This is a genomic window from Ruegeria sp. YKSE079 (assembly GCF_059612845.1).
The window spans coordinates 1-19,631 of sequence record NZ_JBXWRJ010000036.1 but is presented as its reverse complement, the minus strand read 5'-3'; the positions used below and the strand labels follow the sequence as shown (position 1 = coordinate 19,631).

At 55.2% G+C, this 19,631-nt stretch carries 22 protein-coding genes and 5 pseudogenes; 20 read left to right on the top strand and 7 right to left on the bottom strand.

The annotated features are described in order from the left end of the window. Positions 1-214 precede the first annotated feature (214 nt). A pseudogene (locus tag AC2FMY_RS21470) lies at positions 215-562 on the top strand (IS6 family transposase); the annotation flags it as partial. On the opposite strand, the pseudogene AC2FMY_RS21465 reads toward AC2FMY_RS21470, so the two are convergent. From AC2FMY_RS21465 to AC2FMY_RS21450, 4 genes and pseudogenes are all read right to left on the bottom strand, one after another. Continuing rightward, a pseudogene (locus AC2FMY_RS21465) lies at positions 563-643 on the bottom strand (IS6 family transposase); the annotation flags it as partial. Positions 644-779: 136 nt separating this feature from the next. Further along, positions 780-1,124 (bottom strand): type II toxin-antitoxin system RelE/ParE family toxin, encoded by a 345-nt coding sequence (locus tag AC2FMY_RS21460; RefSeq protein ID WP_496747924.1) that lies wholly within the window; start codon positions 1,122-1,124, stop codon positions 780-782. After that, positions 1,121-1,378: a type II toxin-antitoxin system ParD family antitoxin gene (locus AC2FMY_RS21455; RefSeq protein ID WP_480750851.1), complete on the bottom strand. Its 258-nt coding sequence runs from the start codon at positions 1,376-1,378 to the stop codon at positions 1,121-1,123. The genes AC2FMY_RS21460 and AC2FMY_RS21455 overlap by 4 nt, the downstream gene beginning before the upstream one ends. A 48-nt stretch (positions 1,379-1,426) precedes the next feature. Then, positions 1,427-1,657: pseudogene (locus AC2FMY_RS21450) on the bottom strand (DDE-type integrase/transposase/recombinase); the annotation flags it as partial. A gap of 344 nt (positions 1,658-2,001) precedes the next feature. On the opposite strand from AC2FMY_RS21450, the gene AC2FMY_RS21445 reads away from it, so the two are divergent. The 8 genes from AC2FMY_RS21445 to AC2FMY_RS21410 all read left to right on the top strand — a co-directional run bounded on the left by AC2FMY_RS21445 (position 2,002) and on the right by AC2FMY_RS21410 (position 9,314). After that, the gene (locus tag AC2FMY_RS21445) at positions 2,002-2,970 is read left to right on the top strand and encodes a LysR substrate-binding domain-containing protein (RefSeq protein ID WP_480750852.1); all 969 of its coding nucleotides are present in this window, start codon (positions 2,002-2,004) and stop codon (positions 2,968-2,970) included. A gap of 148 nt (positions 2,971-3,118) precedes the next feature. After that, on the top strand, positions 3,119-4,231 hold the full coding sequence (locus AC2FMY_RS21440; RefSeq protein WP_496747928.1) for an ABC transporter substrate-binding protein: 1,113 nt from the start codon (positions 3,119-3,121) through the stop codon (positions 4,229-4,231). Positions 4,232-4,352: 121 nt separating this feature from the next. Further along, positions 4,353-5,213 (top strand): ABC transporter permease, encoded by an 861-nt coding sequence (locus AC2FMY_RS21435; RefSeq protein ID WP_480750854.1) that lies wholly within the window; start codon positions 4,353-4,355, stop codon positions 5,211-5,213. Positions 5,214-5,216: 3 nt separating this feature from the next. Next, a complete protein-coding gene (locus AC2FMY_RS21430; RefSeq protein ID WP_480750855.1) occupies positions 5,217-6,014 on the top strand; it encodes an ABC transporter permease in 798 nt (265 codons plus the stop codon). A gap of 59 nt (positions 6,015-6,073) precedes the next feature. Further along, positions 6,074-7,159, top strand: a complete 1,086-nt coding sequence (locus AC2FMY_RS21425) for an ABC transporter ATP-binding protein (protein WP_496747946.1) — start codon at positions 6,074-6,076, stop codon at positions 7,157-7,159. Between the two features lie 20 nt (positions 7,160-7,179). Beyond that, entirely contained in the window at positions 7,180-7,851 is a 672-nt protein-coding gene (locus AC2FMY_RS21420; protein ID WP_496747931.1) for a GDSL-type esterase/lipase family protein, read from the top strand. 56 nt (positions 7,852-7,907) lie between these two features. After that, a complete protein-coding gene (locus AC2FMY_RS21415) occupies positions 7,908-8,300 on the top strand; it encodes a hypothetical protein (protein ID WP_496747933.1) in 393 nt (130 codons plus the stop codon). A gap of 117 nt (positions 8,301-8,417) precedes the next feature. Then, complete coding sequence (locus AC2FMY_RS21410) at positions 8,418-9,314, top strand: LysR substrate-binding domain-containing protein (RefSeq protein ID WP_496747935.1); 897 nt, start codon at positions 8,418-8,420, stop codon at positions 9,312-9,314. A 141-nt stretch (positions 9,315-9,455) separates the two neighbouring features. Here the strand turns inward: AC2FMY_RS21410 and AC2FMY_RS21405 are convergent. Next, positions 9,456-9,902: pseudogene (locus AC2FMY_RS21405) on the bottom strand (nuclear transport factor 2 family protein); the annotation flags it as partial. A gap of 82 nt (positions 9,903-9,984) precedes the next feature. On the opposite strand from AC2FMY_RS21405, the gene AC2FMY_RS21400 reads away from it, so the two are divergent. From AC2FMY_RS21400 to AC2FMY_RS21390, 3 genes are read left to right on the top strand one after another with little or no spacing between them, the layout of a single operon-like run. Next, a complete protein-coding gene (locus AC2FMY_RS21400) occupies positions 9,985-10,683 on the top strand; it encodes a GDSL-type esterase/lipase family protein (RefSeq protein WP_496747937.1) in 699 nt (232 codons plus the stop codon). Between the two features lie 27 nt (positions 10,684-10,710). Continuing rightward, entirely contained in the window at positions 10,711-11,109 is a 399-nt protein-coding gene (locus tag AC2FMY_RS21395; RefSeq protein WP_496808041.1) for a hypothetical protein, read from the top strand. Further along, positions 11,109-11,678, top strand: coding sequence for an invasion associated locus B family protein (locus AC2FMY_RS21390; RefSeq protein ID WP_496747941.1), 570 nt, complete (start codon positions 11,109-11,111; stop codon positions 11,676-11,678). Before AC2FMY_RS21395 ends, AC2FMY_RS21390 begins: the two co-directional genes overlap by 1 nt. An 80-nt stretch (positions 11,679-11,758) precedes the next feature. Here AC2FMY_RS21390 and AC2FMY_RS21385 read toward each other — a convergent pair whose 3' ends face one another. Further along, positions 11,759-12,178, bottom strand: a complete 420-nt coding sequence (locus AC2FMY_RS21385; RefSeq protein WP_496747942.1) for a cupin domain-containing protein — start codon at positions 12,176-12,178, stop codon at positions 11,759-11,761. 105 nt (positions 12,179-12,283) lie between these two features. On the opposite strand from AC2FMY_RS21385, the pseudogene AC2FMY_RS21380 reads away from it, so the two are divergent. Continuing rightward, positions 12,284-12,445, top strand: a pseudogene (locus AC2FMY_RS21380) (helix-turn-helix domain-containing protein); the annotation flags it as partial. Between the two features lie 21 nt (positions 12,446-12,466). Then, positions 12,467-13,135: a LysR family transcriptional regulator gene (locus AC2FMY_RS21375; protein WP_496808043.1), complete on the top strand. Its 669-nt coding sequence runs from the start codon at positions 12,467-12,469 to the stop codon at positions 13,133-13,135. Positions 13,136-13,226: 91 nt separating this feature from the next. On the opposite strand, the gene AC2FMY_RS21370 is transcribed toward AC2FMY_RS21375, so the two are convergent. Beyond that, positions 13,227-13,940, bottom strand: a complete 714-nt coding sequence (locus tag AC2FMY_RS21370) for a GntR family transcriptional regulator (RefSeq protein WP_496808040.1) — start codon at positions 13,938-13,940, stop codon at positions 13,227-13,229. Between the two features lie 230 nt (positions 13,941-14,170). On the opposite strand from AC2FMY_RS21370, the gene AC2FMY_RS21365 reads away from it, so the two are divergent. The 6 genes from AC2FMY_RS21365 to AC2FMY_RS21340 all read left to right on the top strand — a co-directional run bounded on the left by AC2FMY_RS21365 (position 14,171) and on the right by AC2FMY_RS21340 (position 19,501). Next, entirely contained in the window at positions 14,171-15,358 is a 1,188-nt protein-coding gene (locus tag AC2FMY_RS21365; protein WP_480752154.1) for an ABC transporter substrate-binding protein, read from the top strand. A 92-nt stretch (positions 15,359-15,450) separates the two neighbouring features. Further along, complete coding sequence (locus AC2FMY_RS21360) at positions 15,451-16,320, top strand: branched-chain amino acid ABC transporter permease (protein ID WP_480752153.1); 870 nt, start codon at positions 15,451-15,453, stop codon at positions 16,318-16,320. A gap of 28 nt (positions 16,321-16,348) precedes the next feature. Next, entirely contained in the window at positions 16,349-17,311 is a 963-nt protein-coding gene (locus AC2FMY_RS21355) for a branched-chain amino acid ABC transporter permease (protein ID WP_496808042.1), read from the top strand. After that, a complete protein-coding gene (locus tag AC2FMY_RS21350; RefSeq protein ID WP_480752151.1) occupies positions 17,308-18,090 on the top strand; it encodes an ABC transporter ATP-binding protein in 783 nt (260 codons plus the stop codon). The genes AC2FMY_RS21355 and AC2FMY_RS21350 overlap by 4 nt, the downstream gene beginning before the upstream one ends. A 3-nt stretch (positions 18,091-18,093) precedes the next feature. Continuing rightward, the gene (locus tag AC2FMY_RS21345; protein ID WP_496808039.1) at positions 18,094-18,816 is read left to right on the top strand and encodes an ABC transporter ATP-binding protein; all 723 of its coding nucleotides are present in this window, start codon (positions 18,094-18,096) and stop codon (positions 18,814-18,816) included. A gap of 7 nt (positions 18,817-18,823) precedes the next feature. Next, a complete protein-coding gene (locus tag AC2FMY_RS21340; RefSeq protein WP_480752149.1) occupies positions 18,824-19,501 on the top strand; it encodes an aspartate/glutamate racemase family protein in 678 nt (225 codons plus the stop codon). The last annotated feature ends 130 nt before the right edge of the window (positions 19,502-19,631 follow it).

The following is a 19,631-nucleotide window of genomic DNA, read 5'->3' as shown; positions in this document are numbered from 1 at the left end:
AACCCGGCGCTTGCTTCACCGCAAATCCGCCGCTTAATCTGACCAACCAGATGCGCCAGACCCTCTCTTAGATCACGCCGCCAACTGGCCCAAAACCTCTGACGACGGACATGCGTCGAACACCTCCGGGGGGCTTTGTCGCAAACTCTGCACGTACCTGTTAGGTCGACTGAAGTTTTGATACACGGGTGCCCAAAACAGACAGGGGCAGGCCGTGACAATCTCATTCAAAGGCGCTCGTTTTCCAAGGGACGTGATACGACACGCAGTGTTCTTCTATCTTCGTTAATCAGTATCCTACCGAGATCTGGAAGAAATTCTGGCTGAACGACGCGTTTCGGTTGATCACGCGTCTCTGAACCGTTGGATCGTCAAATACGCACCTCTGGTCGCCGACCAGGCGCGTCGTAAGAAGCGTTGCTTCGATCGATCCTGGCGAATGGACGAAATCTATGTGCGCGTCAAAGGTGAATGGGTCTACTTGTATCGTGCAGTCGACAAACACGGTAAGACCCTTGATTTCATGCTATTCAAACGGCGGAACAAAGCTGCGGCGACAAAACCACGCCCAGACTGCGTAAGCGATGATCTCACGAGGAAAGCGGAACCCCTTCAGGCGCGGCATTCTTGTCGGAATGTTCATGGCCCGCAGAAAATCCGGTCAAGCCGGGCGCACAACTTGGCAATACCCGATGTCGATATCGCAGAGAACCCCGCTACAGACCTGCTGGGGTGAACACCTACCGATTGTTTAAAGAAATCCCAGTTGAATGCGATACCTATGTATTGTCCCCTGCCCCATCAGATAGTGTGGCCAGCGCGGAAACATGTCGCGGCAGATCGCAACGGGAATGCAGGATATCTACTATGATCACCGTATCCGGCTGGTCCAGGTAAACCAGGAAATGCTCTCCCGCGCGTACATATCTGAGGTCTGCTGCCTCTTCGACCAATATTGAACAACTGCGGCTGGCCACCTTGCCCTCGGTGATGGCCTGGCAGCGCGCTATCAGTTCTTGTTCATAGAGATCGGCTTGATGCGGCCCAAACTTGTCGATGGTCCATCGGGCAATTTCAACCAGGCTGCCTTCGGCGCGGCGTGTCAGCCGAAATGGTTTGGTCACGTTTTGGCTCGGGCCCTAGCAAAAGCACGACGGATCGCATTCGAACCGCTGCCTTCTGCCAGATCTCCAGCCTGAGCCTGCGCCAAACCCTTCTGCAGACCTTGTTTAAGAGACTCCAGCCCGGCTTCTTCTTGTTCCAGAAGCCGAAGGCCCGCTCGCAACGCTTCGCTGGCGTTCTGATAGCGACCGGATGCGACCAGATCCTGCACCAGCTGATCCTGCGATTCTGTAAGTACGACATTGCGGGTTACCATGGCTTAAGCCTCCTCGTTGGCAATATATGCCAACTAGATGGCTGGTTCAACGATCGCGATTGGGAGCGGGCAACCAAAGCCTTTCAACATTTTGTAGATGGCTTTGATACCAACCATATTGGCGCCGCTTTTGTCGATAACGATTTTGCGGGGCAATCCGTTTACTTCGAGGGCACGAGCGAAGAATTTTGTCGCCGCAGCTTTGTTCCGCCGTTTGAGTAGCATGAAATCAAGGGTCTTGCGGTGTTGGTGCCGGTCTGCGCTTTGAACCGCTCGGTATCCCCGGCGCGGTATTGCTGACACTGGCCGTCGTCGCGCTGATTAGCATCTCGCGCATCAACTCAGCGTTCTGACTGCGGTTCTGCTGGGCGGGATTCCGTTTCCCGGTGGAAAGGGATCCATGCTGCGAGTGGTACTCGGGAGGTCTGGCCTCTGGCATGTCGTCAAACGGGTTGATTCTGACGAATGCGCCAATTGGGTTGAGTTAGATGAAAAAAACTATCGCCTGGATTGTGGTCTCCGGTTTGGGCGTCTTGCGCGCCGGGCGAAGATGATCGCAGAGTGAAAGCACTGCGACCCTTCCGCCTGTGGAGGGTCGAGCCTTATGAGGAAGAGGTTCGACAGTGAAAAAATTACCGCCGCTGACGAGCCTGCAAGCCTTCGAGGCCGTGTCGCGACACATGAGCATCAAACTGGCCGCCGAAGAACTTTTACTGACACCGACAGCGATTAGCCATCGCCTCAAAACCCTCGAGACACAGCTGGATGTGCAACTGTTTCACCGACTGACGCGGTCGCTTAGATTGACAACCGAAGGAGAGACCCTGCGCCCTTTCATCGCCGATGCCTTCTGCAACCTGAAACAGGGCATCGCGCAACTGAGCACCGACGAAATCGAGGGCGAGCTGGTGGTAACCACCACACGATCCTTTGCCTGGAGTTGGCTGAGCCCTCGATTGCCGAAATTCAGCCGGCTGTACCCCGAGCTTGAAGTGAAGGTTATCGCCTCGGATACAGTGCTGGATTTTGCACGTTTCAGTGTGGATGTCTCCATAAGATATACGGACACCCCGGATCCGGCGGAGCATGCGGCCTGGGTGCTGGATGACTATGTCACGCCTATTTGCTCGAGGCGAATGGAGAGCAAGATCCGCGACCCCGAGGACCTGTTGAGCCGGGATCTGGTCGAATACGAGTGGCTGGGCTTTCAGGACGGTGATCCGAATTGGCGCACCTGGTTCAACTCGGTCGGTATCGACGCTTCCAATATTCGTCCGATCGCACATTTCAGTGATGAGATCATGTGTATCGAAGCGGCGATAGACAATCGCGCGGCTGCTCTGGTCAGTGTGATTGCTGCTTCGCGCGAGATTGAGCGAGGGCGAATCGCGGCGCCTATACCAAGGGTTCTGCGCGACCGGAGCTACTATCTTGTCTGCCCTATGGAGCGCGCGAATTCTGCCAAAATGCGCGCATTTCAGGATTGGTTGTTGAACGAGGCTGACCTGTTTCGCGACAGCCCATACGGCATGAAGTTCATTCCGCAGGATGCCAATCGTTATGAACAACCTGATGCGAGTTGGTCTGAATAGGAGTAGGCCCGCGTGTTACGCCTTTGTGACATGCCAATTCGGCCAAACAGAAAGCTGAGAAATACTTTGTGATGACTGAAATCTGCTCGATTGTCGGCAAGGCTGCGGTTCCGAATACTCATCCCATCCATTAAGGGAGGAGCCGAAAATGGCCAAAACCACACTCACGAGACGCGCTTTGCTCAAGTCAAGTGCGATGGCTGCAGGCGCACTTGCCATGCCGTCGATCACCCGCGCTCAGTCCGTGACCGAGATGACAATGCTGGCTTGGTATGGTCAGGCTGAACCGGACGCGGTTGCAGAATTTGAAGAACTGCACAACGTCAAGATCACCCCGAAATACTATGTCGGCGGCGAGCAGATGCTGGCTCTGTTGGCACAATCTCCGGCGGGCACCTACGACCTGATCCACGCGGATGCTGAGTATGTTCAGCAGCTGGTGCTGGCGAATTTCGTTGAGAAACTGGATCCGGCAGACTATCCGTTCGACGATTTTTTCCCCGAATTCCACAAGTTTCCGGGCCATTGGCACAATGACGAACTTTATGCAGTCATCAGCCGGTTTGGCTTTCTTGGCATCTCACACAATCTGGATGCGGTGCCAGTAAAGGAAGCGATGTCGTATGACATGCTGTGGAACGAGAAGAACAAGGACAAGGTGGGTCACTTCGACTGGCACCTGCCGAACCTGGGCGTTCTCAGCCTGCGCGATGGCAACGCTGCGCCCTATGATATCGACAGCAACGCATGGGCCAAGCTGCAGGACACCACGCTAAGCCTGAAACCTCAGGTGCGGGGCTTCTATGACTATGGTGGCGTGCTGTCCTCGTTGAAGTCCGGTGAAGTGACCGTGATGCCAGGCATAGGTGAATGGATCACTGGCGTGCTGCGCCGCGACGGTGCGAATGTTACCACTACGATACCGGAACAGGGCGGCATTCAGTTCACTGAAAGCTTCTCGATCGGACGTGGGTCGCGCAAGGCCGAACTGGCGCGCAAGTTCATCCAGCATGCCTCCAGCCCTGCCGGTCAGTACAACCTGGCGAACCTGAACGTGTTCCCGGCAATTATCCCGTCGAAATCCGGGTGGGAACGAATGATTGCCGAAAAACCGGAAGATGCACGCCATCTGGGCATGTTTCAGGGCGACGGCAACGCTATCGACCTGATCCGCAAGGGCCGCATCCATATCCGCCAGCTGCCTGTGCAGCAGGACGTGGGTGACTGGAACGACTTCTGGTCGGCATACAAAAGCACCTGACGCCTAAAAGCTTCCGGTGCTTATGCCCCCCGCCATTCTCCCTTCTCCCCGATGGCGGGGGGCACTGTCAAACGTCACTGAAAAACGCCGGCCCATCCTGAAGGGTCAGACGGGTTAAAACATGACTTCTTCGATTTCCATCCCGCGCCTGTCCCGCCTCGCCTATGGAGGCTTATGGAGCCTGCCGTTGCCTGTGTGGTTGGCCGGGTTTTTTCTTGGGCCGATGATCTTACTGATCTGGCTGAGTTTCTGGGACGTCAAAAACTTTTTACTGACGCCCGATTTTCAATTGGAGAACTGGCACAAGATGCTGACGGCTCCGTTCTTCTGGGCTGCTTACCTGCGCACCTTCGTGATTGCGCTCAGCGCCGCAGTACTGGCCAGCCTGATTGCATTGCCATGTTCATTGGCGATCAGCTTCTTTCTCAGCACACGAGCCAGAATGACGGTTCTCGCGCTGTTCGTGGTGCCGTTTTTCACATCCTACCTCGTGCGTGTCTACTCCTGGCAGATCTATCTGACAGAAAACGGCATCGTGATGAAACTGTTGGCGGCAATCGGGATCGACAGTGGCAGCCTACTGAATACGCCGTTTTCTCTGATGGTGGGATTGGTGACGCTGACCTTGCCATTGGTGATCGTGATCCAGTCAATTTCGATGCTGTCCTTGGATCGCACGCTGATCGACGCGGCATACAACCTTGGTTGCGGCCCGCGCCGGGTGCTTTTTGCTACCGTATTGCCGGCGGTTAGACCGGGTATCGTGCTTGGGGCGCTGTTTGCTTTCATCTTCAGCTTCGGAGATTTTGTTACGGCGACCTATCTGGGCGGCGGCAAGTTCACCACGCTGTCTATCCTGATCGCGGATACCGTCAAATCCGGCCAGCAATGGCCTCGCGCTGCAGTGGTCGCGCTTGTGATGATCGCTACACTGCTGATCACCGCGCTGGCCTCAATCACTTACGCCTATCGGAGAACCTGAGACATGCGTGTTTCCCTGTTGACCCGCCGGCTTTGCGTAATCTTCATGGGCTTGGCTCTGGCCTTTCTCTATGCGCCAATCCTGACAAACTTTGTCTTCTCGCTGAACTCGGACCGGTTCCCGACTATCCCGCTGGGCGGATTCACGCTGGATTGGTATCGCCTGATCCTGGCCGATGATTTGGTGATCGCCGCTTTTGCGAACACAATCAAAGTTGCCCTGATCGTCGCCCCCATCGCGACCGCGATGGGATTTGCAGCGGCCTATGCCGACTATCGCTTCAACTTTATTGGTAAGAAACTGGTACTTGTCTTCGCCCTGATGCCGCCGTTGATTCCCTTGGTTGTCATTGGACTGGCAATGCTGGCCTACCTGTCCCGCATTGGCCTGTCTGGCACTTTATCCGCCATCGTGGTCAGTCATATCGTTCTCACCTCCCCGTTCGCCATGGCCATTATCCGGTTGCGGTTTTCACAGATCGACGGCGATCTGGAATTCGCGGCCCAGAATATTGGCGCCAGCAACTGGCGTGCGTTCTGGGAAGTGATCGTTCCTTCAACCAAGACCTCGATCCTGGCTGCGTTCCTTCTCTGTATGGCGGTCAGCTTCGATGAATACGCGGTAACCTGGTTCGTTGGAGGACTTGAGGAGACCAGTTCGGTTCGCATCCTCAGCTTCCTGCAATCGGCAGTCAGCCCCCGGATCAATGCCATCGGCTCCATCACCTTCATTACCTCGATCACTCTAATCTTGGGCGCGCAGGTGCTTTTACTGCGCCGCCTCACCCGGGGGGAAAAATGAACAGCCTGAACAAGATCAATCCCGAGCGCGGCGTCGCGCCAAAAGAACTGGAGCGCATGATGTCACACGCGCACATCTCGCTGAGAAATATCCGCAAAACCTATGGCGAGGCGGTGGCGGTCGAGAACCTTGACCTTGATATCGCAGAGGGCAAGTTCGTTGCCATCATGGGGCCATCAGGTTGCGGGAAATCGACCATGCTGCGGATGCTGGCAGGGTTGGAAGACGTGACCGGCGGTGACATCCTGCGAGAAGGGCGACGGATAAACGATCTGTCAATCTGGGAACGCGACATGCCGATGGTCTGGCAGTCGTTGGCATTGTTTCCATTCCTGACTGTGCAGGAAAACGTCGAATTTGGTCTGCGCATGAAAGGCATGCCCAAAAAGGAACGCAAGAGTCGCGCGCTGGACTGGTTGAACAAGCTGGGACTGGAGGGATATGCCGACCGGGGCATTGATCAGTTGTCAGGCGGACAGAGACAACGTGTGGCTTTGGCGCGATGCCTCGTAACCGAACCATCCGTCTTGTTACTGGATGAACCGTTGTCGGCGCTGGATGCGCATCTTTCGGTGCAGATGCAGGGTGAGTTGAAACGCTTGCAACGCGAACTTGGGATTACCTTCGTCTACGTCACCCATAGTCACTCCGAGGCTTTCTCGATGGCCGATACCGTAGTGATCATGAACCAGGGTCGGATTGAACAGGCGGGCAGCCCCGAAGACATCTATCTGCGCCCGGCCACACCGTTCGTGGCAAGGTTCCTGGGCGGCTCCTCGATCTTTGAATGCAAGACCCGCCGACTGAAATCCGGAGAGATGGTTCTGGAAAGCCCAGATGGCAGCTTCAAGTGCCCAGCCTCCGAACTCGTTGATCTGGACGAAAACGAAAAGGTTAGCCTGATTGTCAGGGCGGACCAGATTTCGGTCACCCCGCAAGCGGGCTGGGCTGAGAACGAAGTTGCTGCGCGGGTCGTAGGTGAGGAGTTCATCGGAGCCCTCGTCAATCTACGGCTTGAAACGGCTGCTGGAACGTCCATCACCGTGCAATTGCAACAGCGCGACATGCAGTCGCTGGACATCGAAGTCGGTGCCGGAGTGACCGCCAGCTGGCACCCCGAAGACGGCCACATCATCAACGGATAACACGAGAAAAGGAGCCAATGATGGCCAAGAAGAATATCCTTGTTTACGGCGACAGCAACACTTGGGGCTGGATCGGTGTAGAAGAGGCTTTCCCCTCAACCCGCTATGGCGATGACGAACGTTGGGCCGGTGTCATGGCAGCCGAGCTGGGCAACGATTATCAGGTCGCCGTCGATGGTCTGACCGTGCGCGCCACCAACCTGGACGATTCGATGGATTGGAATGCCATCAAGGCGGATATGTTCAACGGCGCCAAGACTTTGCCGGCCGCAATTGCTCGGGAAATGCCCGTAGACCTGCTGATCATCGCATTGGGGACCAACGACCTGAAGGCCGAAACCAACCGCTCTGCCGAGGACATCGCAAATGCCATTATTGATGTCGCAAAAGTGGCGCAGGCCTGCAGCGGTGGCGTTGCCTATCATTATGATGCGCCACAGGTGATGGTCGTCTCGCCAGCGCCGCTCAACGACATGCCACACCCAGATTTCGCGGGCATGTTCGAAGGCGGCAAAGCCAAGTCTGAAGCGCTTGGAGCTGCTCTCAAATCCGCAGCCGACGCAGCGGGCATCGCAAGCTTTGACGCTGGTGCCGTGACCGGAAATGTGCAGGGCGCCGATGGTCTGCATATGAGCAAGGATCAACACGCCCAGCTGGGTCGGGCTATTGCGGAACGAGTCAAGGCTTTGTGATTTTCAGACCACTACCACTCACACCCATCCCCATCATGCAACAGGAGGAGTTTTCCATGATGAAACTAGCAACAGGCCTGAAAACCGCCGCACTGGCGACCGCATTGGCCATCGGAACCACAGGTGCAGCAATGGCCACAGATCTGAGCAAAGCCGGAACGATTGAATACGTCACCTTCCAGGCCAAAGACGGTGTAACGGTCGAACAGATGGCCGAAGTTGCGGCGGGCGGCAAGATCAACGCGAATATGCACGAAACGTATGACGGGTTTGTGGATCGTCACGTCGCCCTGCAGGCCGATGGCGTCTGGATCGAAGTTGTTTATTGGGAAAGCGAAGAAGCTGGCCGTGCGGCTTTGGACAAGTTCGTGAAAGATCCGGTGAACAAACCGTTCCTGGATCTGGTGAACGCGGATACCGTGACCATCACATATTCTGACATCCACTGACCGGGTGGGGACAGGCCGCGCACAGGTTGGGCGGCCTGACTATTTTTCGTTTCAATCTCTTTCATGCGGATTTTTCAACTTTGTGTGTTCTGTTCGTCCGTGTCATGAAAGGACAAGATGAAACGACGCCTGCCACCACTGAACGCGATCCGCGCCTTTGAAGCGGCTGCCCGGCTGGAAAGCATTTCCGATGCCGCGGATGAGCTTTCGGTGACGCCGACCGCAGTCAGCCATCAGATCCGGCATCTGGAAAATCTGTTGGATATCAAGCTGTTTGAACGTTCTGGTCGGAACATTTCGCTGACAGATCAGGGGTCGCGGATGCTACCGGATATCACGCGGGGTATGGATAGTTTGGCGGCAGCCTTTGCCGAAACCTATGGCAATCTGGACACCAATACCGTGACCATATCGACCACGCGGGAGTTTGCACGATATTGGCTGCAACCGCGGCTGGATGCCTTCTATGACGCATTTCCGCAGTTGACGTTGAACGTATTTGCCAGCGAAAACGCCGTGGACATGAGCGGTAGCGAGATCGATGTGGCGGTGCGATATGGCAAGAAGCCTGCCGACAACAGCGGCGAAATCGCCTTGTATCAGGAGTATTACGTGGGCGCCGTCAGCCGCGAGCTGCTGACGCCCGGCCGGGCCGCCCGTATCGAATTCCTGACAAAGCGGCGGCTGATCGATGTGCGCTGGGAAAACTCGTCCCTGACCGGGCCGACCTGGAAATCCTGGTTCGAAGCGGCGGGGCTAGATAATCTGGGCAGCTATCGCCGGATGAGTTTTGACGCCTACAACCTGGCCTTCGACGCGCTGAAGCGCGGTCACGGTGCGGCGTTGTTGAGCCGGACCATCGTGCGCTCTGCCGAGTTCGGTGACGGGTTTGCCGAACTCGAGGGACCGCAACTGCCTGGCTATCATTACCGCGTGATTCGATCGCCGGCCGGTATGCGTAAGCGCGCGGCTCGGCAGTTTGTCGAATGGCTGGCGGAAACTGCCGTGGACTGAAACTCTTGGGTCGCGGTTCCAGGCCTGAGCCGACCGGATGTGGTAGCTCAGGTCTCCATAGAATGGGCGGCTGATCGAAATCCGCACAAAGTGCCAGACACCGTTTTCGTCGCGCGCGAACTCGTCCTGACATTCACCCGAATAGATCACCTGCAAAAGGAGACGCTGGTTCTGTTGAATGACCATGACATTGCGCCAGCATCGGGCGCTTTCCGCATTTCGTCCCCATAAGATCCTCGTTCGTGGACAGGTGCCGGGTGCGGGGGTGCCGTCGCCAAACAGGATGACCCGCGAAAGGAATTTATCCCGGATCTCCTGCGCACTTCTCAGCGGTGTCCCGACGTCGAATACCCATTCTCCACGCGCGAAAAGGTTGGCAAGATCATCCAGATCGCCACTGTCGAGCGAAAAATTATAGGCGTTGATGAGCAGGCGGATCTGGTCATGGAACTCCCTGTCCGTAAGTGAGGCTTGATGCGCCCCGCAGGTCGGTGCAGACAGACGCCACCATGGTTGAATTTCGGAAAACGGACCCGGGGTAATTGCCCTGATTGCAGCGTTTTCACCCGAACGTGACCGGAAATCCATGGTTACCAAAAGGTGCCTTATTCGGGTTGGTCGCGCGGCAAGGTAAACTCGCCGTCAATCTGACAACAATTGGACCTTCCAGGTGCTGCGCCCTTTTGCGATCTCCGTTCTCCTTTTGTTTGTCCTGCCTTTACCGGGTCGGGCCGAGCTGCGAATTCTGGTGCTTGGTGACAGCAACACATGGGGGGCCAATGCATCGGGTCCAAGGCACGGCGATGATGTGCGCTGGGGTCGGGTTTTGGATGCAGCTCTGCCGAATGCCGTGGTGATCGAGGAGGGTCGCATCGGCCGACGTACCGATCTGGGGAAGGGAGAAGCTCTCGACAATATAGGACAGGCGATAACGACACCACTTCCTCCCTTCGTCGAGCAGCATCTGCCGTTGGACATGGCAATTGTGATGCTGGGAACGAACGATCTGCAATCCGGGCAAGGTCGGAATGCGGAACAAGTTGCACGCTCGGTCTTTTCGCTTGCCCGAATCCTGCTGATTGGGGGAGTTGGCCAGGTGTTGGTTGTGGTTCCGCCACCTTTGAACAACCCCGAAAATGGAAGTCTGGCAGGATTGTTCGGAAACGCACAGGGGCTGTCCGAACATCTCGCCGACACGTACGGGCACCTGTCCCGGCAAACAGGCATTCCGGTGTTCGATGCCGGAACTGTAACTCGGGCAGATGGCGCAGACGGCGTGCACTTGACGGCTCAGGCGCAACGCAAGTTGGGTCGGGCCATGGCACTTGTTGTGCGCGACCTAATATCCGTCGAACATTCGGCTAAATGAAATACAGAAAACAGGAGACAGACGTTGATGAACAGACGTGTATTCTGCACTACATCGCTTGCCGCTCTGGCCATGGCATCCACAGGGCATGCAGGAACAGCGGAACAAGTGACGTTTCACTTTTACGGAGCTGAAGACTGCCCTCCCTGCATGGCCTTCAAGCGTAACCATCTGGCCGATGTGCAAGCCGAAGGCCGTTCCTTGGGTTTCGCAGTGGAAGACAACATTATCGCAAAGACGCGGGACGTACCGAACCTCGGAGTCTATGGGGATCGGGATCCAATTTTGCGCTTGGCCGCTCCGCAACTCGAACTGGTCTATCCGCCGATTTTCTTTGTATCTCAAGGTGGTAAGATCGTCTCGGTCCACGGGCATGACTGGCGCGCTGCCTTGGAGAACGCACGGCATCTGAATGATCAAGCCTGATGAAAGCTTTGCCTGCTTTTTTCGGCGGTGTTTTCCTGTTGCTGGCTGGCGCTGCTGGCGCGCAGGATTTGCAGGGGCGCGATACGGCGGGAAACTGGCGGGTGACGCACCATTCCTCGCATGGCATCTGGAACACCATTTGCGATGAACGTGAAGAGAGGGGTGCCCTAAAACAGCGATGCTATATTCGTTGGGTGGACGTCTATGCCGAGGCTCCGCAGTTTGGTGCCTTGTTCACCTTTATTACGCCAAGCAAAGATGGCTCACGCGGGAAACACGATGTGATGTTCGGCCCCGAGCTTGGAACGGCATTTTTGTCTGATGGATTTCGAATCATGCAAGGGGAGGATGAGATATGGAAAATGGAGGACCGCAGATGCCTGCTGTGGTCGGATTGCACGTTTTCTCAAGTGCAGTCATCCGCAGCCCTTAAGGCTATGTTGGCGGGTGATATCGTAGAGTTCGATTTCGTGGACAGAAACAACCGGCGGTTCCGGCTGGAATGGCCTCTGGACGGGTTTCCCGAAGCTTTTGAAACCTACGAAAAACTGTGGGCGGAACGACAATAGTTGTTGCGCGCATTCCAAAGCAGCAATGAAATGGCCGCCTTCTTCAAGGCGACCAGTATGCGTTGGATCAAGCTGAAGGCTTAGTTGCTGTGGAAGATAGCATCGCCTTTTCCATCCTGGAAAACGAAAAGGACACAGTCTTCTTCGCTGACGCAGGCATCACCGTGGAAGGCATTGCCGGGCTGAACAACGTGCGCGCCGACTGGAAGAACCTTGGTCTCTCCGGCAAAGCTGTGCTTCCATTCACCCTGGATGGTGATACCTTCGTAGGCAAAGGTGTGCGCGTGTTCGGGTACTTCGAAACCACCCGGCATTTTCAGATACATCGCGTAAGGACCGGTGTCGCGGTCGCCCCAAAGAATGGCCAGCGACATGGGGGTGCCTTCGATCGGCGTCCATTGAATGTCATCGAATTTGGTCATCAAACCCGTGTCGGCGACAGCGGCGGTTGCGGCGGTAAGCGAAACGGCAGCGGCGGCAGCAAACTTGAGTATACCCATCTTGAAGATTTCCTTTTGTGTTGTCAGACGTGATGGTTCAGAACTTATCCGACCTGTGCAAAAGCAAAATATGCACCGCTGCAATCACCCGTTTCGGAGCCGCCGATGAAGCTGAACAGTGAGGATCTCCTGGTTATTCTCGCACTGTGCCGCGAGCAGACGCTTGAACGAGCGGGCCGGTTTCTGGACAAGGATGTTTCGTCGATATTCCGGGCAATCAAACGGATTGAAGCCAAGATCGGTACGCCACTGTTTGAACGTTCAAAATCCGGATTTCATCCTTTTCCCGTGGCAAATGAGCTTGCGGAAAAAGGACGTGAGATTCATGGTGCATTGTCAACTGCGGATATTATTTGTTCCACGCTCGACGATCAGTTGAGCGGACGTCTGAGGATCACCACGACCGACGTCCTGCTGGAGTATTTTATCTTGCCCAATCTGTCGGATTTCCGCCGCGGGTATCCCAACATCGACATTGATTTCAGCACCAGCAACCAGTTCGCAAAACTGTGGGAGCGCGGTTTCGATGTCGCGGTGCGTCCCTCCGCAAACCCACCTGATCAACTGATTGGGCAATTTCTGAAACGCTTGGACTATGTTGCAGTCTGTGGCGGCGGATATTCAAGCGCATGTAGTGACACCTGGCCTCATGTTGACTGGCTGGTTCCAGGCAGCGGTCTGGCACAGCACCCAATCAGAAAGTGGATTTCCAGAAATATTACTGAAAGCGCGTCGACTACCAGTTTCGACTCGATGAGCCTTTTGATTGACGCTGTGCGAATGAACCTGGGAGTGTCTCTGCTTCCCGATCTACCCGTTTTGACCGATGGGCTTGTCAGGTTGGAAGGAATTGACATCGACGAGTTCTCCGAAATCTGGTGCCTGTACCATCCCAGCAACAAAGGCAATCCTCTGATACAGGCGTTCAACAGCTTCATGAAACGTATTTTGATCTGAGTGGCTTCCGCCATTCCCCAAATGGTCGTCGATTTCGCCAATCATCAGAAGCTTTTGGCGTCGCCAGCCCGGTTACGTTTTCACGCAACTCCTATAAGCGGCCGGTAAGGATTTTTGCCAGATCCGGTTCGACCTTTTGGGATTGGTTCAGATCCAAGCCGTTCTGAACATGCAGGATATGGTGGCGGATCGAATTTTCGGCAGCGTCCGGGTTCCCTTCAATCATGGCGTCGATAATCGACGCATGTTCATTTTCCGGGCATGTGGAGGCGCGGTTCGTGCCGAACAGAGCAACGATCAGCGACGTTCGGGTAACCAGTTCACGCACCACACGTGTCAAAACCGAGTTTCCGTGACACTTGGCCAATTCAACGTGAAACGCTCCGGATAGCCGGATGATTTCGGACCGGTCGCCACTTTGCCTGGCTTCTTCTTCCTTTTTTACGTGTGCGCGCAATATCTTAACGCCGGTGTCGTTTATTCCACGCGCTAGTTCCCGCACGATCCCGGTTTCTATCAACAGCCGGGCTACGAAAACCTCTCGGGCTTCGTCGGCGCTTGGGCATGCGACATAGGCCCCTCGATTTGAATGCAGATCAACAATGCCTTGACTACTGAGCAAAAGCAACGCGCGGCGCACCCGCATCCGGCCCACACCAAAGGTTTCGCACAAAGCCAGTTCGCTAAGCTTTGTCTTTGGGGCAAGCTTTCGTTCCATCACTGCGGAATAGATCCGATCTACGATCATCTGCTCGTCAGGATCGGTTTGCACAGTGTCGATATTCTGTTCCGCGTCGCTCGTCATTTCACTCCATTCCGGCAGAAACGGTCTGAAAATTGTGAATAACTGCCAAGTTATCTTCTCACAATATACTAACTTTGTGTTGACGATATCAACGGCATTGTCATCAAAAACTGTTGACACTGATTGTTAACAATGCAGAACTTGAAGCGCTGGCCGGGATTCGACCCGTGATGCATCTTTTATACCAAAGCGCCCGAAAGAGGCGCCGAGACCTCACTAGGGAGGAACTAATGAAACGCAGAAATCTGATGAAATCATCGGCTGCTTTGGCTTTGGCAGCATCCATGCTTGGCTCGGCAGCCTGGGCGGAAAACCCGGTTCTGAAAATCGGCTTTGTCGGAGTGACCTCGGGGCCTGCCGCGGCGTGGGGAATCTCGAACCAACGCTCGATGGAAGCGCGGGCCGCTTGGATCAATGAGAGCGGTGGCTACAAGATCGGTGATACTACCTATGACATCGAAATCGTATCCTTCGATGATCAAAAGGATCCCAAGCGCGCCATTGCCGGAATGGAGAAGATGGCGCAGGAAGGCATACACTATGTTGTCGGCCCCAACGTGGATGATGGCGCCGCCGCAGTTCGCCCTGTCGCGGAATCGCAGGGGATCATGTATTTCCCTTATGCATTTCCAAAGGAGCTTTACTCCGCGCCCGCATCGAACGCGGTATTGGGCATGGTCGCCAACTATCAATCAGGCCCCGCGATCTACAAGTATTTGCGGGATGAGAAGGGTGTGAAATCCGTCGCTTTCGTGGCCGCGAATGAGTCCGACCCGCTGAGCCAGCGGGACGGTGGCGTCGAAGCTGCCAAAGCCCTCGGGCTTGAGGTTGTTTCGGACAACGTGACCTATCAGGTCGACACCACAGACTTCACGCCGGTGCTGACACCCGTCATGCGTACCCAACCCGATTTGCTGGTTCTTTCCGGCGTTTCGCCTGCAAATGCGCCGCAACTGATCCGATCGGCAAGAGAGCTTGGCTTTCAAGGTATCATCTCCACCGAAACGGCGCAGGATGCCACTGTGCTGCGCGAAGGAGCTGGGGAACTGGCCAACGGGTTCATTTCCGTCGGTGGCGCGTCGACGCCCGAGATTGCTTCTGACGACATGAAGGAGTTCGTTAAGCGCTATACCGACATGTTCGGAGAATATAACGACGAGTCGAACACCAAGGTTTACGCGCTCGAATACATTCTGGCGACATTGAACGCCAATCCGGCCGGCATTGACGACGTCAAGGCGTTTCAGACCACGATGGATACGTTCGAAGCACCAAACCCCTTCATGAAGGGTGATGCCACGATGCGGTATGTGGGGACAACGTCTTTTGGGCAAAAACGACAGATCGCGGTGCCGCTTGTGGTGAATGTCTATCAGGACGGCGAATTTGAAACGCTTTTCGTCGCCGAAGTCGACTGAGGCATTCTCACCGTCACGCAACAAACCTTCGAGCCACTCACACCCCGAGCCTGTCAAAGGCTCGGGGAAACCGAACCTTATTCTGGATTCACATGGAACAGATCATAGCAAATGGCATCTATCTGGGCGCGCAATATGCGATGATAGCCTTGGGTCTGACGCTGATTTTCGCCCTGATGAACGTGTTGAATTTTGCCCACGGTCAAATGTATGTCCTAGGCGGATTCGTGACATACACATTTTATGGTCAACTCGGATGGCCGTTCGTACTTGCGCTGCTGGTCTCCTGCATCACTCTTGCCGTTCTTGGCGCTCTGATTGAAAAATTTCTGTTTGCGCCGGTCATTCGGAGGTCTGCTCGCGAAGAAAGCACCATGCTTTTGGCCGCCGGCCTGGCATTTCTGTTCGATGCCGTTATTCTTCTGGTCTTTGGCGAAAAGCAGCGTGGGGTGCCCAAGATCGTCAACGGTGTGCTGAATTGGGATTTCAGGATCATCATGCCATACGATCGCATTCTGATTTGCGTTCTGGCCATCCTGTCGATCATTAGCTTCATCCTGTTCATGCAATATTCCAAAACCGGGCGAGCCTTGCGGGCTTTGGCTCAGGACCGCACAGCAGCACAATTGATGGGTGTCAATGTTGCTCGTTACTCAATGATCGGCTTCGCTCTTGGCGCAATGCTGGCAGGCCTGGTTGGTGGGCTGTTGGTAACCATTACCGGGGTTAACCTCGGCATGGGCGGGCCAACCTCGATCAAGGCCTTCATGATGGTGATGATCGGCGGCGCAGGGGTGATTTCCGGCGCCATCGCCGGAGGCATTATTCTTGGGTTTCTCGAGGCCATCGGTTTGGCCGTTCTCTCGCAATACGGAGACATCACCTATTTGCTTATCTTCGTGTCCCTGATGATTTTCCTGGCCATTCGTCCGCAAGGGCTGATGGGCAAGCCGTGGGGATGAGACCGTGTCAAAACTGAACATAACCCAGATGGTCGCAGGGGTTGTTTTCCTTCTGGCGATCTTTGTCGCGGTGCCGGCTTTCATAGCGATCTCGGGCCGATCGGATTTCTACTACACACTGACTTCGGTGGCGCTCTTGTCCATCGCCAGTGCCGGTGTCTGGCTGACGTTCTATATTGGCCGCATCAATATCGGTCAGGGTGCTTTTGCCCTGATCGGGGCGTATGTCTCGGCCATACTGGTAACAAAAGCAGGTATATCCTTTTGGCTATCGCTACCCCTGGCGGGGCTTTTTGCAGCCGCAGTGGCGGTCGTAATAGGCGTTCCAATCCTGCGTTTGCGCGGTGTCTATTTTGCAATGATCTCTCTGGTGCTGACACAGGTAGTAACGCTGACCGCGCTGGCGCTTCCCATCACCAACGGTGCCAAAGGGATTACCTCGATCCCGCTGCCGGGAGGCGTATCAATCCTTGGCCTGACATTAGTCCCGGACTTTTCAACGCTCGAGAACCCCAGGCTGGCGTTTTATTATTCCGCCTGCGTACTGATGGTTCTTACCTTCGCCGCCATGTACCGGTTGGTGAATTCGCGGCTTGGTCATCTGTGCCGATCGATGCAACAGAATGAAGAACTGGCCAGTTCGATCGGAGTCAACATCTCCTATATCCGGGTCATCGTGTTCGCCATATCCTCTTTTCTTGGAGGCATTGGCGGGGCGATGTTCGGCTCGATCGCTCAGTCGGTCTATCCCTCCAGCTTTCAGGTCGCCGATAGTGTGAACTTCATGCTGAACTGTTTCCTCGGCGGTCTTGGATACGTCTTCGGGCCGATGTTAGGCACGCTGGTGTTGTATTTTGGGTGGGACCTGCTGTTTGAACTCGGTCGCTTCCAATTGCTGGCTTATTCCAGCCTGTTGATCTTTCTGATGCTGGTTCTGCCTAACGGGCTGCTCAGCCTGCGACTGCCCGGCAGGAAAGGAGCGGACAAATGAGCCATCTTCTGGAAGTCCGCCATGTCACCAAGAAATTCGGCGGTTTGACTGCAAACAGCGATGTCTCGTTCAACGTCAATGAAAATGAAATCCTGTCGGTGATCGGGCCGAACGGAGCGGGCAAGAGTACCTTGTTCAAGATGATTTCGTCCTTCCTGCCCACGACCTCGGGCGAGGTGTTGTTCAGGGGCGAGCGCATATCGAACCTGAAACCGCATGTGGTGGCGCGAAAGGGTGTCGTTCGCACCTTTCAGGAAACCACCATCTTCAAATCGATGACGGTTCGCGAAAGCATCGTTGTCGCCCAGCATCTGCGATCACGCGCGTCCTTGGCGGGGTATTTCTGGGGTACCAGGACAGCTCATGAAGACGTAGAAAGCTTCGGGCAGTATGCCGATGATCTGATCGAATTCCTTGGCATGACCGAGATTGCCAATGAACAGGCTTCGAACCTGCCGCAAGGTAACTTGCGGGCGCTGGGTATTGCCATTGGTCTTGCCACCGATCCCCAGGTTCTGCTGTTGGACGAACCCTTCGCAGGCATGAACCACGACGAGACCATGAAAATGGTCAATCTGGTGCGAAAGGTCCGCGATGATCGGGGGGTCACTGTATTGCTGGTGGAGCACGATATGCCCGCGGTAATGAACATCTCCGACCGTATCGTCGTTCTGAATTTTGGCGAGATGATCGCCGAAGGTACGCCTGCGGAAATCCAGAATAACGAAAAGGTCATCGAGGCGTATCTGGGCAGCGCCGATGATGAGATCGGGATCTGAACCATGACCAAGATGTTGGAATTCAAGGATGTCGAACTCTACTACGATCATGTCTATGCGCTCAAAGGCGTATCTATCGATTTGGAGCAAGGCGAAACCGTTGCCCTGATCGGTGCCAACGGAGCGGGGAAAAGCTCGATCCTGCGGGCGATAACCGGTCTGGCGCGGATCAAATCCGGTTCGGTGGCCTTCGAGGGCGATACGATTGATGGCAAGAACCCGGCGGATATTGTGTCCAGGGGCATTTCCATGGTGCCGGAAGGCCGACGTGTTTTTCCATTTATGACGGTCAAAGACAATCTGCTGATGGGGGCGTTCACGCGTTCGGACAAATCCGAAATTCGGAACACTCTGGACTCGGTACTGGAAAGATTTCCGCGATTGAAGGAACGCTACTCTCAATCCGCCGGTACCTTGTCGGGTGGGGAACAACAGATGATGGTAATTGGACGCGCTTTGATGGCTAAACCTCGTCTGTTACTGATGGATGAGCCGTCATTGGGAATCGCACCAAAGCTGGTGCAGGATATTGCCCGGTCCATCGTCGCCATCAACCGTGATGAGGGTGTGTCCGTCCTATTGGTCGAACAGAACTCGCGCATGGCGCTGTCGATTTCACATCGCGCCTATGCTCTGACCACCGGGAACGTGGTTATCTCGGGCAACTCCAAGGAACTTTTGACCGATCCGCGGATCAAGGCTGCCTATCTGGGCGGAGAAGTGTGAGGGTGTCGTGAAAATTCTTGTCGTCAATCCTAACACCACAAGCTCGATGACGCGAAAAATCGAAGCAGCAGCCCGAGCTGCCGCACATCCCGACACCGAAATCATCGCGACCAATTCGACAAGTGGCCCGCCGAGTATCCAGGGATATCTGGATGTGACGACCTGTGTGCCGGGCCTGCTGGACGTTGTGGCGGGCTATCCGGACGTCGACGCCATTGTGGTCGCCTGTTTCGACGATACAGGCGTTGACGCGGTGCGCTGCGTTACATCGGCCCCAGTGATCGGAGTTGGAGAAGCGGCCTATCACGCTGCGTCGATGATCAGCCCGAAATTCAGTGTCATCACGACCTTGTCCCGCTCGCTTGCAGGTCTGGAGGCCAATCTGTTGCGCTATGGACTGGACCGCCGCTGTGTCCGTGTTCGCGCATCGGATGTGCCCGTCCTCAAGCTGGAGGAAAACGATCCCAAAACAGTCGACAAAATCAGGGCGGAGATCCGCGCCGCAATTGACGAGGACAGGGCAGAAGCCATTGTTCTGGGGTGTGCGGGGATGACAAATCTTATGACACACCTGTCCGAGGAATTTGGACTACCTATAGTCGACGGCGTTGCCTGCGCTGTGACATTTGCCGAAGCGTTGGTTCGGGCCAAGCTGACAACCTCAAAACTGTGTTCATACGCTTAAGGTAAGGACCATTCACATTGAGCGTGTTGCACAAATCGTTTCCGATGCGTAGCCAGTCCTTCGAATTGACTGCGGGATGCTGGGATACTTTTCAATTTCAATGCGGCGCGGTGGGATAGGTTTGCGAAGG

What these genes read in the sequence shown, in the direction of transcription:
- AC2FMY_RS21360 (WP_480752153.1), top strand. Translation starts at nt 15,451, where the DNA reads ATGGAACAGATCATAGCAAATGGCATCTATCTGGGCGCGCAATATGCG.
- AC2FMY_RS21420 (WP_496747931.1), top strand. Translation starts at nt 7,180, where the DNA reads ATGGCCAAGAAGAATATCCTTGTTTACGGCGACAGCAACACTTGGGGC.
- AC2FMY_RS21440 (WP_496747928.1), top strand. Translation starts at nt 3,119, where the DNA reads ATGGCCAAAACCACACTCACGAGACGCGCTTTGCTCAAGTCAAGTGCG.
- AC2FMY_RS21355 (WP_496808042.1), top strand. Translation starts at nt 16,349, where the DNA reads ATGGTCGCAGGGGTTGTTTTCCTTCTGGCGATCTTTGTCGCGGTGCCG.
- AC2FMY_RS21435 (WP_480750854.1), top strand. Translation starts at nt 4,353, where the DNA reads ATGACTTCTTCGATTTCCATCCCGCGCCTGTCCCGCCTCGCCTATGGA.
- AC2FMY_RS21345 (WP_496808039.1), top strand. Translation starts at nt 18,094, where the DNA reads ATGACCAAGATGTTGGAATTCAAGGATGTCGAACTCTACTACGATCAT.
- AC2FMY_RS21350 (WP_480752151.1), top strand. Translation starts at nt 17,308, where the DNA reads ATGAGCCATCTTCTGGAAGTCCGCCATGTCACCAAGAAATTCGGCGGT.
- AC2FMY_RS21430 (WP_480750855.1), top strand. Translation starts at nt 5,217, where the DNA reads ATGCGTGTTTCCCTGTTGACCCGCCGGCTTTGCGTAATCTTCATGGGC.
- AC2FMY_RS21415 (WP_496747933.1), top strand. Translation starts at nt 7,908, where the DNA reads ATGATGAAACTAGCAACAGGCCTGAAAACCGCCGCACTGGCGACCGCA.
- AC2FMY_RS21455 (WP_480750851.1), bottom strand. Translation starts at nt 1,378, where the DNA reads ATGGTAACCCGCAATGTCGTACTTACAGAATCGCAGGATCAGCTGGTG.
- AC2FMY_RS21395 (WP_496808041.1), top strand. Translation starts at nt 10,711, where the DNA reads ATGAACAGACGTGTATTCTGCACTACATCGCTTGCCGCTCTGGCCATG.
- AC2FMY_RS21370 (WP_496808040.1), bottom strand. Translation starts at nt 13,940, where the DNA reads ATGACGAGCGACGCGGAACAGAATATCGACACTGTGCAAACCGATCCT.
- AC2FMY_RS21365 (WP_480752154.1), top strand. Translation starts at nt 14,171, where the DNA reads ATGAAACGCAGAAATCTGATGAAATCATCGGCTGCTTTGGCTTTGGCA.
- AC2FMY_RS21425 (WP_496747946.1), top strand. Translation starts at nt 6,074, where the DNA reads ATGTCACACGCGCACATCTCGCTGAGAAATATCCGCAAAACCTATGGC.
- AC2FMY_RS21385 (WP_496747942.1), bottom strand. Translation starts at nt 12,178, where the DNA reads ATGGGTATACTCAAGTTTGCTGCCGCCGCTGCCGTTTCGCTTACCGCC.
- AC2FMY_RS21410 (WP_496747935.1), top strand. Translation starts at nt 8,418, where the DNA reads ATGAAACGACGCCTGCCACCACTGAACGCGATCCGCGCCTTTGAAGCG.
- AC2FMY_RS21390 (WP_496747941.1), top strand. Translation starts at nt 11,109, where the DNA reads ATGAAAGCTTTGCCTGCTTTTTTCGGCGGTGTTTTCCTGTTGCTGGCT.